This is a genomic window from Microcystis sp. M_QC_C_20170808_M3Col (assembly GCF_007095505.1).
GTDB lineage: Bacteria > Cyanobacteriota > Cyanobacteriia > Cyanobacteriales > Microcystaceae > Microcystis.
Map to the genome: position 1 here is coordinate 1 of NZ_SFBY01000205.1, position 16259 is coordinate 16259.

Consider the following 16259-nt stretch of genomic DNA (forward strand, 5'->3'; position numbering starts at 1 on the left):
GTCAGACTTAAGCAATTAAGCGTTTTTCGCTATCTGCGTCAACCCCGTTGACGCGACCACCCTAAAAAAGTGGCGTGGTGAGGAATCGCCGTCCGTTTTACGGCGGCGAGGATGTCAATGAAAACTGGCGAATTCCAAGAAATCCCTGATAATCAGTTAATTTCTTTCTTCGAGGAAAACCGAGATTTGATTCAAGATCGACAATCAACCAGAAAAAGAGCGATTAAAAGACTTATACAGTCTAATATGACCTCTTTCGAGTCTTTTAAGCCATAAAATGCCAGCAGTATCTACTCTAGGCTAAGATTAACTCCCTTAGCTAGGATTTGATAAATGCGATCGCTCTCTTTTCAGTAAGGCACTAGCGAGAAAAATGCCCAGTATTGCCAATACAGCCATAGCATAAAAAGCATAAGTGTAAGTACCGAACCAATCGCGAATTCTACCAGTTACTAAAGTTCCGATCAAAGCACCGACACCGTAGGCAGTAAAAACAATACCGTAATTTTGGGCGTAGTGGTCAGGATTGAAGAAGTGGAGAGTGGTAGCGGGAGCTAGGGCTAACCATCCCCCTAAACAGAACCAAAATAGACAAAAAGCCACTAGATAGCTAGTAACCGCCCCTTTTTCGGCCTTGACCATCAGCAGGCAACCGATCAAAATGAGTGTATAGGCTCCGATCGCTAAATAATGGGGTTTCCAGCGATCGCTTAACCAACCGAACAAAGGACGACTAATACCATTAAACAAGGCAAATAGCGCAACACTACTAGCGGCTAACCCCGGCTCGATCTGGATAATTTCCTCAGCGACAGGACTAGAAATACCGATAGCACTCAAGCCAATTAAAGCACCAATGGCATAGCAAAGCCATAGTCCATAAAATGAGCGACTTTTCAGCATATTCACCGGATAATTGGCCTGAAAGTCGGATTTTCGATTAGCTAAATTTGCGGGAGGTTGCCAGTCCTGGGGGGGTAATTTCATTGTGATCGCAATAATCACAATAATTATTGTAAAGATAATCCCCAAAAATCTTAAACTTGGTCTAACGCTATATTCATTGATCAATCGATTGGCTAGAGGTGCGGTAATCAGGGGAGAAAGGCCAAATCCGATGATGGTTAAACCCACCGCTAAACCTTTTTTGTCGGGAAACCAGCGCGCCACCACTGCCATGGGAACACCGTAAGCGATGCCGACTCCCGTGCCGGCAATGACTCCGTAGGTAAGAATAATTGTCTGGATCTGAGCGGCAAAACTAGCGAGAATATAGCCTAAACCGACGATAATTCCGCCGATAGCGGTCATCCTGCGAGTACCTACCCGGGGAATATAAAAACCGGCAATCGGCATAGAAGCGGCATAAAATACTAGAGCCACAGTGTAGGGTAATAGGCTTTCCGTGGCGCTGAGATTTAATTCTGTTTCTAGGGGTTTTCTAAAGATACTCCAAGAGTACACCGTCCCTAAACAGAGTAAAACGCCCATTCCTAGAGGTATTAATAACCATCTACCTTTGGCTGCGGGTAATCCCAAAACTGTCAACTCGGAATCATAATTACTGGTAGTCATAGATTGCCGTGACTCTTTCTAGACTTGCTGGCCAGTATTCTAGATGAGATCATGGCTAATGGGGCCAATTTTCCAGAAAATTTTCCGATCAAGTTGAGGGGTGAATTATTTCACCCCCCTTAAAAGTCTCCCCCCATCTATAGCTGAGGGACTGCTGACGACCTTTAACTAAACTGCTGCGAAGTAAACTTTCGACTTCACAGGGTCGGGAACCATGGTAGCATCCCCTTCTTGCCAACCGGCGGGACAAACTTCATCCGGGTGGGATTGGACGTATTGAATCGCTTTCAGAGTGCGGAGGGTTTCATCGACACTGCGACCAAAGGAAAGATTATTAATAGTAGCGTGTTGGATAACACCTTCTTTATCGATGATAAAGAGACCACGCAGGGACACCCCTGCATCTGGGTCAAGAACATTGTAAGCGGTGCTGATTTCTTTTTTTAGATCCGACACCAACGGATAGGCCACATCACCGACACCGCCGGATTTTCTCTCGGTTTGAATCCATGCCAGGTGAGCAAATTCGCTATCGACGGACACCCCTAAAATCTCGGTGTTGATACTGCCAAATTCGCTAACTCGATCGCTGAAAGCGGTAATTTCCGTGGGGCAAACAAAGGTAAAATCGAGGGGATAGAAGAATAAAACGACGTATTTACCCCGATAATCCGATAATTTGATGGTTTTGAACTCTTGATCGAAAACGGCGGTGGCGCTGAAATCCGGCGCTGCTTGTCCGACTCTTAAGCAACCTTCGGCGGTCATACTCTTAATCTCCTTAATCTAGTTTCTGGGAAAATGCAACTATTTTTACATTCCTTAACAACTATATCATAGTCATAACGATTTTGAGTAGTCAGCAATCAGTGATCAGCAATCAGTGATCAGTTATCAGTGGCTAGTGGGGAGATAGGGAGATGGGGAGATGGGGGTTAGGTGTTAGAGAGGTTTGATCGGGCGAGAGAAAAAGAATTTAATAGACTCCGTAATGTTCACTTTTGCAGCCGAAATAATAATTTAAGGACAGCGAAAGAGATCGTCACCCGGGGAAGTCAGCCCATTGTACAACCTAGTAATAAGTAGGTGGGTGGAATTAAATATATAACGGTTCTCACATCTGTGTGGCACACTTTAACCTTTGCTGATTAAGCTTTTCAGGATTGAGAATGTACCTCTTGTCAACAGGAAACGCTATAAGATGAACGTAGGTTGGGTTGAAGCATGAAACCCAACGCCCGCATGGGTTACGAAGTGCGCTAACCCATCCTACAAATAATTGTGCCTCCCTACTTACAACTTTCTTGCCTCAACGTTCCTCTATGCTGCTGTCTGCTTTTACTTATAGTTGCAAAGGCTATCTCAATGTCATCAAGCACCGGTAAATATCTATCCTCATCCGAACGTCAGCAACTTCTCGAAATCTTAACAGAACCGAATATCTCTGATGTTGATCGCAAACGGATTCAAATCATTCTTTTCGCTGACGAGGGCAAATCCCAGGCCGATATCCGTAAGCTTCTCGATTGTACTGCCGCCACCGCTAGTAAATGGATACTGATCGCTGAGAGTGGCAAGATCGATCGCTGGCAGAAATACCGCCGCGGTCGCCCGTCGAAAGTTGATCAATCTTACCTCGATCGCCTGAAGGAACTGGTTAGTAAATCCCCCCGGGATTTCGGCTATTCCTTTAAGCGATGGTCGGGAGTTTGGTTAGCGCAGCATCTAGAGAAAGAATTCGGGGTTGCACTCACCCCCACCCACATCAATCGCCTCCGCAAACAGCTACAGCCGCTCCGCATCGTCGATCTTTCTCCTTCAGCCAAAGCTTAAAACAACTATGCTCGATACTCACAGCCTCGTCAATCCGTGGCCGGAATTCCTGTCCGAAACCCAGTGGCGGAGTCTCCAGAAAACGGCGATCGCCCTCTCTCCCGAAGCGGGTACCTTGTCCCTACAGCCCGGATTATACCTAGTCGTTCGCGGCAAAGTTCGTATAGCGAACTCGCAGCAAAAAGAGATGATAGCGCTCAAAACCGAGGAATTTTTCGGAGAATTCTCCCTCTTTCCCCGATCGGGTTTTCTGCCCTACTCGGTTCGAGTCTCGGCGAAGGCGGAACTACTTCTTATCCCCGAGTCCGCGCTGAGGCCGATCCTGAAAAAACACCCCGCCCTGAAAAAAACATTACTGCAACGGGCGCGGGAAATTGAGCAAGTTCTTGGGACGAAGACAGAAGAAACGGACAAAAAAAGCGATCGAGCCTATTTCCCCTCTCCGGCGCAGCGGTTAGGTCACTGGATCGGGCAATCCCTCCGCCGTTATCCCTTCTTCGAGCAACAGTCCGCCTCCGATTGCGGGGCGGCCGGTTTAGTCATGATCGCCCGTTATTGGGGCAAAAGAATCAGCGTCAACCGTTTGCGGGAAATGGCCAACGTCAACCGCGACGGAGCATCCCTGAAGGGACTGATCACGGCAGCGGAAAATATCGGCCTCTCCACCCGTCCGGTAAAAGCGACTCTAGAGGGATTAGTTAAACAACCCCTACCGGCGATCGCTCACTGGGAAGGCAAACACTTCGTTGTTATCTGGAAAATTACCCCCAAACAGGTGATTATTGGCGATCCAGCGATCGGGCAATTAACCCTAAGTCGTGCCGAATTCGCCAGTAAATGGACGGGATTCACCCTGCTGCTCCAACCGAACCAGAAATTCCGGGACACGAAAGAGGATAAAACCTCTCTCTGGCAGTTTTATCGCTTACTGGAACCCCATTGGTTCGTGCTGCTGGAAATTTTCGTCGCCTCGCTTTTTATCCAGATATTCGGCTTAATTACGCCGATTTTCACCCAGTTAATCCTCGATCGAGTGATCGTGCAGGGTTCGTTAACCACCCTTTGGGCGATGGGTATCGGTGCGCTAATTTTCGGGGTTTTTCGGGTGGCAATTACTGGTTTACGAGCGTATCTTCTCGATCACACCGCTAATCGCATCGATACGGCATTAATCACCGGTTTTATCCGCCATACCCTCAGCCTGCCCCTCGGTTACTTCGAGTCCCGCTATGTGGGGGATATTATCTCGCGCGTCGGGGAAAATCGCAAGATCCAGCGTTTTCTCTCTGGGGAAGCTCTCTCGATTTTACTTGACTTATTAACGGTTTTCGTGTATGTAGCGGTGATGTTCCGCTATAGCTGGCAATTAGCCCTAATCAGTTTAGTGATCGTGCCACCGTTCTTTCTGCTGGCGTTAATTTCTACCCCTTTTCTCCAACGAATATCCCGGGATATTTTTCAGGCGATCGCTAAAGAAAGCAGTTACCTGATCGAGATTTTAACCGGTATTCGTACCGTCAAATCTACCGCGACAGAGCGATCGACCCGTTGGCACTGGGAAGACCTTTTCTCGGTGGAGGTCAAGAAAAATTTCTCCGGGCAGCTCATCGGCAATAATCTCCAAATCGTCAGTAATCTCATCGAATCTTTCGCGACAACGGGGTTACTCTGTTTCGGTGCCTATCTGGTGATTCAAAATCAATTATCGATTGGACAATTAATCGCCTTTAATATGCTTTTTGCCCAGATCATCGCGCCTTTTCAACGCTTAACCGTTCTCTGGACGCAATTTCAAGAAGTCAATATCGCCGTCGAGCGCATTAACGATGTACTAGACGCAAAGCCGGAGGAGAATTTAGAGGAACTTTCTCGGCAGTTTCTCCCGGAATTACAGGGACATATTCGCTTTGAAAATGTCACCTTTCGCTATCATACTGACAGCGATCGCAATATTTTAGAAAACCTGAGTTTTGAGATTTTACCCGGTCAAACCGTTGCCCTCGTCGGTCGGAGCGGTTCGGGAAAAACCACGATCTCGAAATTACTGATCGGCCTCTATCCTCCCACCGACGGTAAAATCTCGATCGACGGTTACGATCTGAGTACAATCGCCCTCAGTTCCCTACGGCAACAGGTGGGAGTCGTCGATCAAGATACATTTTTGTTCGGTTCTACGATTCGGGAAAATATCAGTTTAGGTCATCCCGATCGCCCCCTAGAATCGGTTATCGAGGCGGCAAAATTAGCGGGAATTCATGACTTTATCCAATCGCTTCCAATGGGTTATGAAACTCAAATCGGCGAGGGTGGAGGGCTACTTTCCGGGGGACAGAGACAACGGATCGCCATCGCTCGATCGTTGATGGGAGAACCGCGGCTTTTAATCCTCGATGAAGCCACTTCCCACCTCGATACAGAATCAGAGCAGATCATACAAAATAATCTCCAGAAAATTCGGCAGAATCGCACAATGGTGATTATTGCTCACCGTCTTTCTACAGTACGGAACGCAGATATGATTCTCGTCCTCGATCGAGGGATATTAGTCGATCAAGGAACCCACAAAGAATTAATGTCCCGTCCCGGTATTTACCGTAATTTGAACTCTAATCAATTGAGTGAATAACTATGACAACCAATCTAGACAGAGAGCGCGATAACTGGTCTTTCCAGACCAAGGAATTGATCGATACTTTACCCCTACCCTGGACGCGGGGTTTACTCTATTTTCTGATTATTTTCGTCTCGATCATTCTCCCCTGGGCGATATTCTCAAAAGTCGATGAAACCGGTGTCGGACCAGGAAAACTGGAACCCCAAGGGGAAGCAGTCAAACTCGATGCAATCACCGCAGGAGAAGTGGAAAAAATCTATGTCCGTGAAGGCCAAGAGGTGAAAGCAGGACAACCGATTTTAACCCTAGATTCCTCATTAATCGGCCAGGAAATACAACAAATCGAGGAGAAAATAGAAGGACAAAAAAGCCGTCTTTCCCAACAGAAAGGGATGAAAAGTCAGTTAGAGGTTTCCCTAGCGACTCAACGCCAACAGAATCGCGCTGCAGAGGCGGAAAAAGAAGCCTCGATCGAGCAAGCAAGGGAAAATGTCAGCGCGTTAGTCCAGAAAGCCAAAATATCCCTAGAAGAACAACAGGCACGGATAAATCAAGCGAAAACCGCCCTCGATCGCAGTCAAACCGATTATCCGATTCTAAAAAGTCGTTATCAAACGGCTTTAAAAGAAGTCGATCGCTACCGAAAAGCGTGGGAGGATGGCGCGATATCGGAGGTGCAATTCATCGAGCGCGAGGACAACGCCAAAGAGCGCCAACAACTCTACGAGCGGGGAAAAGCGGAGGTAAAAGAAAATCAACATAAACTAGCGGAATTAGAAAGCACCTACCGTCAGACCAGTCAACAAACAAGCGCGGATATCGCCCAAGCGCGTCTGCAATTACAGGAGCGGCAGCGGGGTTATCAAAGTCTCCGCCATTCCAACGAGTTGGCACTCTTAAGGATACAGGAGCAGATTAAAAATCTAGAAACGGAGATCGCAACACTGGCATCGGAAATCGCCCAAAGCGACAGCCAACGGCAAGCGCTCCAAATCCAACTAAGTCAGAGGGTTTTAAAGGCGAATACCGACGGCACGATCTTTTCATTACCGATTAAACGCGCAGGTGCGGTGGTGCAGTCAGGAACGCGGATTGCGGAGATAGCACCGAAAGGATCGCGGTTTATTCTCAAGGCAGAAATGCCCACAGATCAAAGTCAATTTCTCCGCGCCGGTATGCCGGTAAAAGTCAAGTTCGATGCCTATCCTTTTCAGGATTACGGGGTTATCGGCGGCAAGATCACCAAGAAATCACCGACGGCGATCGAAAAGGAAACGGCGACCGGAAAAATTAACGTTTTCGAGCTAGAAATTCAACTCGATCGCTCCTGTATTCAAAAGGGAAATCAATGTATTCCCCTCAATCCGGGGGATACGGCTACCGCAGAGGCGATCGTCCGTCAGCGTCGGGTGATCGATTACATCCTCGATCCCTTTAAGGATCTACAAAAAGACGGTTTAAAACTGTAATTTTTTTTTCAGGAGTCATTATGTCCCATAGTATCACCATCACGAATCAAGACCTTATCCAACAGCTTAAGCTATCGGGGAAACTTCCCGAAATGGCCGAGGGAATTATCGCTCGGAAAATCATCACCGAAACCGCCACGGCAGCGGGGATTAAAAACACGACTGACGAGTTACAACAGGCGGCCGATCAATTCCGTCTCGCCAATGAATTACATAACGCCAAAGATACATGGAATTGGTTGCAAAAACAGGGCTTATCCCTAGATGATTTCGAGGCGATAGTTCAATTCAGTTTACTATCGGGTAAATTAACCGAACATCTTTTCGCAGACAAAATTGAATCCTATTTTGTGGAACACCAGCTAGATTATACCGGCGCGGTGATCTATGAGGTAGTGTTAGCAGATCAGGCGATGGCGGAGGAGTTGTATGAATCGATTCAGGAGGAGGAAATCAGCTTTCAGGAAGTAGCGCACCGCTATATCGAGGATGTGGAATTACGACGCAAGGGAGGTTATCGCGGTACTGTTTCCCGTAAGGATTTACGACCGAATCTTTCGGCCGCAATTTTCGCATCGGATTCTTCTCGATTGTTGAAACCGCTGCAAGGCGATCGAGGTTTTCACCTGATTTTTGTCGAGGAAATCGTTAAACCAAAATTAACCGAGGAGTTGGCTCTGAAAATCGGTGTCGATTTGTTTAACGGCTGGATGAAAGAGAAGATTCAGGAAATAGAATACGAGTTAAGTAATTAATTGTGGACGGGGTGGGTAATACTCACCCCGCAAACGTAGTAAGGGAAGATAAGAGTTATGGAATCTGTGATCTGTAAAAACGGTACGACTCGATCGAGTTTTGTTACCGTTACTTTAGAGAGGGATAATTATATCGTGATTTTAAAACAAGTCCCTGCGGATATCTGTCAGAATTGCGGGGAGTATTATCTAAGCGAGTCGGTCACGGCGGAGGTTTTACAGAAGTCCGAAAGCCGATCTGGTAGGTTGGGTTGACAACGGAAACCCAACATCATCCCCCTATTATTCTTCATGTTTTGTGTTGGGTTGCACTGCGTTTAACCCAACCTACGGATTATTTTACTAAAGTCATACCAGTGACGTTAGGTTTTTTATGAATTTTGAACATAAATAACTTATTTATGTTTGACGTATCATACTAAATCCAGTTATTAAAGACTGATTATTTCTTCCCCCTTTTGCATGAGTGCCTTTTGCCTGTCCTGATATGTAGCCTATACTCAACGGATTTCGTATCATGCGTCAGTACAAGGGTTTAGTATAAAGTCTGCTGGAAGAATAATTCGTTTTTCAATTAATTTCTTTTCCCCCAATTAAACTTAATTAGCTTTTTTATGTTCCAAAAAAACCTTTGCGAGGGGTTGCAATCTATTTGGATAGCGTTTAATCTTAAAGCAGACAGGTGATACAAGCCTAGTCTCCAGTTAACTACTTTTTTGCTCTCATAAGGAGAAAAACTCTAATGTCTAAACTGCAAGTAATCGTTTCGTGGATTTCTAACTTTGAACGAACTGTCGGGAAAACTGTTGTAAGTTGACCTTACCGAGTATCATCCTCTTGAATTAAAAAATTCTCTGTAATTGAAGGAGTAAATCAATGGCTAATATCCAAATTTCTGACCTATATTCCGAGCGATTCATGTTATCCGAACAAAATGATCGCGCGGCCACCCTCACGATATTGGAAACGGAAAAATTGATAGGAGGAGGGATGAGCGTAGAGTCAGCGTTTCAAGTTGGTCTGGGAATGGTTGGTAGCGGTATCGGACTCGTAGCGATGGCGGGATTGGGCCCGGTTGGATTGTTTGCGGGTGGTTTCCTGTACGGTGGCGGTCTGGTTTTGTCTATGTACAGCGGTTATTTAATTCAGCACCGGAACTGAAATTACTTTGATAACAAGGATTGCATTGCATCTTTCATATTCTGATCTGACAACGCCGCGGTTATTTAATCGGTGGGGGAGATCGATCGAGTCAGTGGGGGGGGAGGTAGTCTTATGAGATTAAAGTAGTCTTAGTCTTAGTCTTAGTCTTACAGCAATTCTCATTTTGAAACGATTTTGCGTTGTTTCAGCGATCTAGAGATTCGTTAAGAATTATTAACCCCTCTAGGCGCAAGGGTTTTAATGTCATGAAACCTTAAAATGAGAATTGCTGTTAGTCTTATGAGATTGGTTCAACTGTTTTTGGACAAGAAGCGTAATTCGGTGATACTTTCAATCGCTGTATTTAGACAGAACAAATGCTTGCCTATTTATCTTCTCGCTCTCTTGACTAAGTAGGTAGGTACAATTAATTTTTTTCGAGAATCCAGTCATAGCAAGGTCTTGAGGGCAATTCATCTTACATTTAATTAGCCCTGTCTACTTAAATAACAAATGCTGTAATTCTCTTGTAAGGACATTTAAACCTAGTCAAGTTTAAAAACCGTAGTTTTTAGACAAAAACCTGAAAGCTTTGCTAGATAAGGGTTATGGTTGTGTAAAAAGTCATCAAATAACTCCGAATTTGAACTTTGACGAGGTTTACCCGAATATTTATCATTTCGATTTATTTCTGATCTAATAGGAGTCAAATCATGTCTCTCAAACAAGTTCACGCTTTTTATCAAAAAGTCGCCTCCGATCAATCCTTCCGTTCCCGAATCCAATCGGTGAATAGCAAAGAAGAATGTAGCGAGATCGTCAAAGCTGCGGGGTTCGATTTCACACCACAGGAATTCGAGGAATACACCGCGCGACTTCTAGAGTCCGATCGCCCCGATGAAGAAATCCAGGATTTAAGCGAGGAAGATCTAGCGGCGGTCGCCGGTGGATTTATCGACAGTATTCCAGATCCTCACACGATGTACGGTCTGCCACCCAACCTTCTGCCACCCAACCGCAAATGGCCTATTCCAATCGCTCGACCGATGTACGGATTACCGGCAGATTCTTTCGTAGATTTCTAATTCCAACCGACTCATAAATTTTATCGAGCATTAAACTTCTAAGGAGCTAACTATGTCTTTCGATCGCACCCCGAATTTTACCGAAAAACTAGCCACCGATCCCGATTTTCGTTTAAAGGTTTTGGACGAAATCGCTAACGATGACGAACTCAAAGACTTAACGGAAGAAGACTTAAAAGCGATCGTCGGGGGATGGCTGAACACACACCAAATATACGGATCTCCCTCTCTGCTCTAAAGGTGAACTCTTTTCAAGAATCTCTTGAAACTGCGATCAATCGCGCGCTCGAGACTCGAAACATTCAAGGCGGTTTTGCACAAGCACTGCTAAAACCACCAACAATACTGGGAAAAATAATTTGTCCACCCATCACTATCGGAATTATCCGCCCACCGATCCTCGCATCACTCCCGAATATTAAGCAAGGACCCATTTTATAGCGGTTTTCAGTCTAATAAGGTATAGTAAATCCCTTGATAGATAGGCGTTTCAGCGTTTCAATCGGGAATCACTTCTGTGAAAACCGCTATAACCGCCTATCGTTAGATTAGCTGAATCTCCCCCGTCGCGGGAGTTGGGGGGTATTGCCTCTTGCAAGAGTGCCTCATCTCCACAAGCAATTTAAATGCTGAACAGCTTATCTACCAACCGTATCCTCCCATCACTCTCAAATTCTAACAGGAGTTAACTTATGGCTCTCGAACAAGTTCACGCTTTTTATCAAAAAGTCGCCTCCGATGAATCCTTCCGTTCCCGAATCCAATCGGTGAATAGCAAAGAAGAATGCAGCGAGATCGTCAAAGCTGCGGGGTTCGATTTCACACCACAGGAATTCGAGGAATACACCGCACGACTTCTAGAGTCCGATCGCCCCGATGAAGAAATTAAAGATTTAAGCGAGGAAGATTTAGCGGCGGTCGCAGGTGGATTTATCGGCGGTGTTCGATTTCGTCCGATGTACGGTCTGCCACCCAACCGCAAGCCTAAATGGCCTATTCCAGGTGACGGAATCGTTCGACCGATGTACGGATTACCGGCAGATCAGAGCCTTTCGTAGATTTCTAATTCCAACCGACTCATAAATTTTATCGAGTATTAAACTTCTAAGGAGCTAACTATGTCTTTCGATCGCACCCCGAACTTTACCGAAAAACTAGCAACCGATCCCGATTTTCGTTTAAAGGTTTTGGACGAAATCGCCACCGATGACGAACTCAAAGACTTAACGGAAGAAGACTTAAAAGCGATCGTCGGGGGAGGGCTGAACATACACCAAATATACGGCGTCGTCTCTCCTGTGTTACCTCTGTTATTCGCTTTTCAAGCAGGATGGAGTATTGGCCAATGGCTTAACGAAAATACCCCTATTCAAGAATGGATTCGTGATGCGATTGACTAATAAAACATCAAATAAAAGGAGGTTTTTAGGGATTTAAACCTCCTTTTATCTCCGGAAAAATATCCATTCCATTTCTGCCAACTCAACCCAAATTTCCGATAACCGCTGGAATTATCGTATCTTCTCGACTTTGTGTGATAATTTTTGCTTATGGAATCGTGAAATGCTTATCGGGCAGGACTTTTAGGGCTATTTTGCGGAAGAAAGTATCAGTATAGACCTCGTTTCCACACAGAAACCAGAAGAGCCAATTATCCACAGTCCTAATGAGTATTAAACCTGTAAGGAGTTAATTATGTCGGTTCTTCGGTTTGTGTTATGCAATGGACGGGGGTTATAAGGGATGTAACCCTTATGTAGAAAGGCATTTGGCGATTTTTGTCAATTGTTTTTAATCTAGAGCGAACTAATCAATTAAGTCTCTTGCCAGATAAGGATTTAGTCAATTTATGCCTCCCTATCGAACCATACCAAGTAACGAAGAACCATTATGTCTTTCGATCGCACCCCGAACTTTACCGAAAAACTAGCAACCGATCCCGATTTTCGTTTAAAGGTTTTGGACGAAATCGCCACCGATGACGAACTCAAAACCCTAACCGAAGAAGACTTGAAAGCGATCATCGGGGGACGGATGCAACAAGTATACGGCTCGACCAGCGGTGGCGGTGGCGGTCGTACTTACTACGCCTAAATCGAGGATAATTCCAATGACCGAATACCGTCGCATCAGTTACGCCGTCTGGGAAATTACCCTAAAATGTAACCTCGCCTGTCAACATTGCGGTTCCCGCGCCGGCCACACCCGTAGCCACGAACTCAGCACTGAAGAAGCCCTCGATCTCGTCCGTCAACTGGCCGAAGTGGGCATCAAAGAAGTTACCCTGATCGGGGGCGAAGCCTTTCTCCGTCCCGACTGGCTCGATATCGCCCGGGCGATCACCGACGCGGGCATGATCTGCGGTGTCACTACCGGCGGCTACGGCATCACCCTCGACACCGCCCAAAAGATGAAAGACGCGGGGATCAAAGTCGTCTCCGTCTCCGTGGACGGATTAGAGGCTACCCACGATCGCCTGCGGGGGAAAGCCGGTTCTTGGCAATGGGCGTTCCGCACCATGGGCCACCTAAAACAAGCCGGTATCCCCTTCGGTTGCAATACCCAGATAAATCGTCTTTCTGCCCCCGAATTTCCCCGAATCTACGAAAAAATCCGCGATGCGGGCGTATTCGCGTGGCAGATCCAGTTAACCGTGCCGATGGGGAACGCGGCCGATAATTCGGAAATTCTCCTCCAACCCTACGAACTCCTAGAACTATACCCGATGCTCGCCCGTGTCACCGAGCAAGCGCGACGCGAGGGGGTAGACGTACAGCCGGGTAACAATATCGGCTATTACGGCCCCTACGAACGTTTATTGCGGGGAGGGGACGCGTGGACATTCTGGCAGGGGTGTAGTGCCGGACTGGCGGCACTGGGTATCGAGGCCGACGGAGCGATCAAAGGCTGTCCCTCGCTTCCCACCGCGGCCTATACTGGGGGCAATATCCGTGATCGCTCCCTGCGCCAGATTATCGAAGAGGCCGAAGAACTGCGCTTCAACCTCGGCGCGGGAACCCCGAAGGGAACCGATCATCTTTGGGGATTCTGTAAAACCTGCGAGTTCGCCGAACTCTGCCGCGGTGGTTGTAGTTGGACGGCTCATGTTTTCTTTGATCGCCGGGGCAATAACCCCTACTGTCACCACCGAGCGTTAAAACAAGCGGAGAAGGGAATCCGAGAGAGATTTTACCTCGATCGCCCTGCAGCGGGAATTCCCTTCGATAACGGCCAATTCGCAATAATAGAGGAACCCTTCCATTCTCCCCTACCCAATGATCCCCTCGCCTTCAGTGCCGACGCGATCCAATGGCCAGAACACTGGCAAGAAAAACCCCTCGTAACCACCTTGAATTGATAAGTATGAACGAGAATATTGACCGTCCCGAACCGATCCTACCCCGATCGGCGTGGGAGAGCCAGATCGCCTATCTCCGGGCTGTATTCCGGGCGAAAAAAGCACTGGATGAAATTGAACGAATTCAGAACGAGAAGACATGAACGCTCGATCTAATCCGCATCCACTAACTCCTTATCCCTCACTGAATCGCCTGTTTTAAACTACGACAGAATTCTTCGAGGGATTTTAACCCATCGCTGGGGGAATTATCAGCCAGACGTTTAACCATGGCACTGCCCACAATTACCGCGTCAGCACCCCAGTTTTTCACCTGTAGCGCCTGTGTCGCGTCAGAAATGCCAAATCCTACCCCCACGGGTTTATCGGTGACAGAACGGATAGAATCGAGCAATTCCTCCACTCTGGTGGCCACTTGGTTCCGCATTCCCGTCACTCCCGTGACACTCACCAGATAAATAAAACCTTGGGATTGCCTGGCGATCGCTTGTATTCGTTCCGGGGGACTGGTAGGCGCTACCAATAAAATCACTTCAATTCCCTTAGCGGCAGCCGGTTGCAGCAGACTTTCCGCTTCCTCTAGGGGTAAATCAGGAACCACCAAACCACTCACCCCGGCTGCTTTTATTTGGTCTAAAAAGACATCTATCCCGCGATGATAGATAGGATTATAGTAAGTAAAGAGAATAATCGGAGCTTTCACCTCTCCCTGAGCATTTTTGACGATTTCTAGCACATCTTCCAACTTGACACCCCGATTTAAAGCGCGCGTGGCTGCCGCTTGAATAACCGGACCATCCGCAAGAGGATCGGAATAGGGAACCCCCAACTCGATCAGATCGGCCCCTGCCCGGTCTAAAATGCGTAAAGCTTGGGCAGTAGTAGATAAATCGGGATCACCGGCAGTAATAAAGGGAATTAAGGCACAATTCCCCTGGGAACGGAGAGAACGAAAACACTCGGAAACAGCAGTCATCGAAAATTACTGAAGACATAAAGCACTGTCTATTATCTCATGGTGGGGAATAGCTCACCGCCGGTCGCCGCAAGCTCAGGTAAAGAATTTTTCAAGTAATACTTAAGAGATATTGACAAAAAGGCGATCGAGGTTAGAATAGGCTCAGTCTGGCAGTTTTAAGAAAATTTCTGGTATGATAGGGGTTTTTATTCCGCTTTTTCCGGTACAAAATAGGACTACTGCCCGATCGGGTTTCGTATAATCAAACACCATATTATATCTATGTTTTCCATTTACATTCTCACTCATAACGAAGAAATTGATATTGCCGCCTGTGTGGAATCGGCACTTCTGTCCGATGATGTGATTGTGGTTGACTCCTACAGTAGCGATCACACAGTAGAGATTGCTTCTCGTTATCCAGTGCGCGTGATTCAGCATCAATTCGAGAGCCATGGTAAACAAAGAACTTGGATGTTAGAAAATATCGAGACTAAATACGATTGGGTTTATATTCTCGAAGCAGATGAAAGGATGACACCCCAACTCTACGCAGAATGTCTGCGCGCCACTCAACAGAAAGATTTTACTGGTTTTTATGTGGCCGAAAGAGTTATGTTTATGGGAACTTGGATCCGTCGCAGCACCCAGTATCCCCGTTATCAAATGCGTCTATTTAGAAAAGATCAAGTCTGGTTTAGCGATTATGGTCACACGGAAAGAGAAGAATGTCTGGGAAAAACCTCTTTTTTAAAAGAAACCTATCCCCACTATACCTGTAGTAAAGGTTTAAGTCGTTGGATTGAAAAACATAATCGTTATTCTACCGATGAAGCGGCAGAAACCCTACATCAGTTGGCTAACGGTGGTGTTAGTTGGCAAAAATTATTTTTTGGTAAAACCGAAGTCGAAAGACGGAGAGCTTTAAAAGATTTATCTCTACGATTGCCTTTTCGTCCCTTGCTTCGTTGGTTTTATATGTATTTTATCTTGGCAGGAATTCTCGATGGTAAAGCTGGTTTTGCTTGGTGTACTCTGCAAGCTTTTTATGAGTATTTGATCCTCTTAAAAGTAGCAGAAATGAAACAGGGTTTACCCACCCCCCCCGAAGTTAGAAATCGTTTTCATCCCCCGCAAAATGGTGACAATAGTAATTCCCATAGACCCGATTTCGTCTCCCTAAAAGGAAAAGCCGATTAACATTCAACCATTATTAATCAGTCAGCAATCACCTAACAACAACCTAGAGACAAAAAGCAATCCTGATCCATTTTTTTATTACAGTCTTTCTCATAAAGATGGAGTATAACCTAATTTGGCATCGGGACTGACTCCCTTCTCCCCCAACCCTAGGGCTGTTTCATTCTCCCATCAGAATATCAAAAGTAAAAGCGATCACTGTCTTTGTAAAATGAGAAGTGACCGCCAACCTTTTAAATATATGTTGAGCTTAATAGAAAAACTGAAAC

Annotated in this window: 17 protein-coding genes; 14 read left to right on the plus strand and 3 right to left on the minus strand. The window is 46.2% G+C overall.

Annotation, left to right across the window (positions count from 1 at the left end):
• Positions 1–315 precede the first annotated feature (315 nt).
• Together EWV84_RS09195 and EWV84_RS09200 are read right to left on the minus strand one after the other, a co-directional pair.
• Positions 316–1575, minus strand: a complete 1260-nt coding sequence (locus tag EWV84_RS09195; protein ID WP_012266430.1) for an L-lactate MFS transporter — start codon at positions 1573–1575, stop codon at positions 316–318.
• Between the two features lie 168 nt (positions 1576–1743).
• The gene (locus tag EWV84_RS09200) at positions 1744–2343 is read right to left on the minus strand and encodes a peroxiredoxin (RefSeq protein ID WP_286823813.1); all 600 of its coding nucleotides are present in this window, start codon (positions 2341–2343) and stop codon (positions 1744–1746) included.
• 597 nt (positions 2344–2940) lie between these two features.
• Here EWV84_RS09200 and EWV84_RS09205 point away from each other — a divergent pair.
• The 13 genes from EWV84_RS09205 to EWV84_RS09265 all read left to right on the plus strand — a co-directional run bounded on the left by EWV84_RS09205 (position 2941) and on the right by EWV84_RS09265 (position 13832).
• Positions 2941–3408 carry a helix-turn-helix domain-containing protein gene (locus EWV84_RS09205; protein ID WP_287077763.1) on the plus strand — a complete coding sequence of 156 codons (468 nt, stop codon included), beginning with the start codon at positions 2941–2943 and terminating at the stop codon, positions 3406–3408.
• Positions 3409–3415: 7 nt separating this feature from the next.
• Positions 3416–6034, plus strand: coding sequence for a peptidase domain-containing ABC transporter (locus EWV84_RS09210; RefSeq protein ID WP_287077764.1), 2619 nt, complete (start codon positions 3416–3418; stop codon positions 6032–6034).
• 2 nt (positions 6035–6036) lie between these two features.
• Positions 6037–7491, plus strand: a complete 1455-nt coding sequence (locus EWV84_RS09215; RefSeq protein WP_287077765.1) for a beta-barrel domain-containing protein — start codon at positions 6037–6039, stop codon at positions 7489–7491.
• A gap of 20 nt (positions 7492–7511) precedes the next feature.
• Positions 7512–8246 carry a peptidylprolyl isomerase gene (locus tag EWV84_RS09220; RefSeq protein ID WP_287077766.1) on the plus strand — a complete coding sequence of 245 codons (735 nt, stop codon included), beginning with the start codon at positions 7512–7514 and terminating at the stop codon, positions 8244–8246.
• 57 nt (positions 8247–8303) lie between these two features.
• Positions 8304–8501 (plus strand): type II toxin-antitoxin system MqsA family antitoxin, encoded by a 198-nt coding sequence (locus EWV84_RS09225; protein WP_287077767.1) that lies wholly within the window; start codon positions 8304–8306, stop codon positions 8499–8501.
• 621 nt (positions 8502–9122) lie between these two features.
• Positions 9123–9407, plus strand: a complete 285-nt coding sequence (locus tag EWV84_RS09230; RefSeq protein WP_287077768.1) for a hypothetical protein — start codon at positions 9123–9125, stop codon at positions 9405–9407.
• Positions 9408–10102: 695 nt separating this feature from the next.
• Complete coding sequence (locus tag EWV84_RS09235) at positions 10103–10474, plus strand: Nif11-like leader peptide family natural product precursor (RefSeq protein ID WP_287077769.1); 372 nt, start codon at positions 10103–10105, stop codon at positions 10472–10474.
• A 52-nt stretch (positions 10475–10526) separates the two neighbouring features.
• Complete coding sequence (locus EWV84_RS09240; RefSeq protein ID WP_287077770.1) at positions 10527–10712, plus strand: hypothetical protein; 186 nt, start codon at positions 10527–10529, stop codon at positions 10710–10712.
• Between the two features lie 454 nt (positions 10713–11166).
• Complete coding sequence (locus EWV84_RS09245; RefSeq protein ID WP_287077771.1) at positions 11167–11532, plus strand: Nif11-like leader peptide family natural product precursor; 366 nt, start codon at positions 11167–11169, stop codon at positions 11530–11532.
• Positions 11533–11592: 60 nt separating this feature from the next.
• Positions 11593–11874, plus strand: coding sequence for a hypothetical protein (locus tag EWV84_RS09250; protein ID WP_287077772.1), 282 nt, complete (start codon positions 11593–11595; stop codon positions 11872–11874).
• A 366-nt stretch (positions 11875–12240) separates the two neighbouring features.
• Positions 12241–12456 carry a hypothetical protein gene (locus EWV84_RS09255; protein WP_287077776.1) on the plus strand — a complete coding sequence of 72 codons (216 nt, stop codon included), beginning with the start codon at positions 12241–12243 and terminating at the stop codon, positions 12454–12456.
• A complete protein-coding gene (locus EWV84_RS09260) occupies positions 12365–12568 on the plus strand; it encodes a bacteriocin (protein ID WP_287077773.1) in 204 nt (67 codons plus the stop codon). Before EWV84_RS09255 ends, EWV84_RS09260 begins: the two co-directional genes overlap by 92 nt.
• Positions 12569–12584: 16 nt before the next feature.
• Positions 12585–13832: a nif11-class peptide radical SAM maturase 3 gene (locus EWV84_RS09265; RefSeq protein ID WP_287077774.1), complete on the plus strand. Its 1248-nt coding sequence runs from the start codon at positions 12585–12587 to the stop codon at positions 13830–13832.
• Between the two features lie 181 nt (positions 13833–14013).
• Here the strand turns inward: EWV84_RS09265 and trpA are convergent, their stop codons facing one another.
• Positions 14014–14808: a tryptophan synthase subunit alpha gene (gene trpA, locus EWV84_RS09270; RefSeq protein WP_286823825.1), complete on the minus strand. Its 795-nt coding sequence runs from the start codon at positions 14806–14808 to the stop codon at positions 14014–14016.
• A gap of 264 nt (positions 14809–15072) precedes the next feature.
• Between trpA and EWV84_RS09275 the strand changes: the two genes are divergently transcribed.
• The gene (locus EWV84_RS09275; protein ID WP_287077775.1) at positions 15073–15990 is read left to right on the plus strand and encodes a glycosyltransferase family 2 protein; all 918 of its coding nucleotides are present in this window, start codon (positions 15073–15075) and stop codon (positions 15988–15990) included.
• Positions 15991–16259 lie beyond the last annotated feature (269 nt).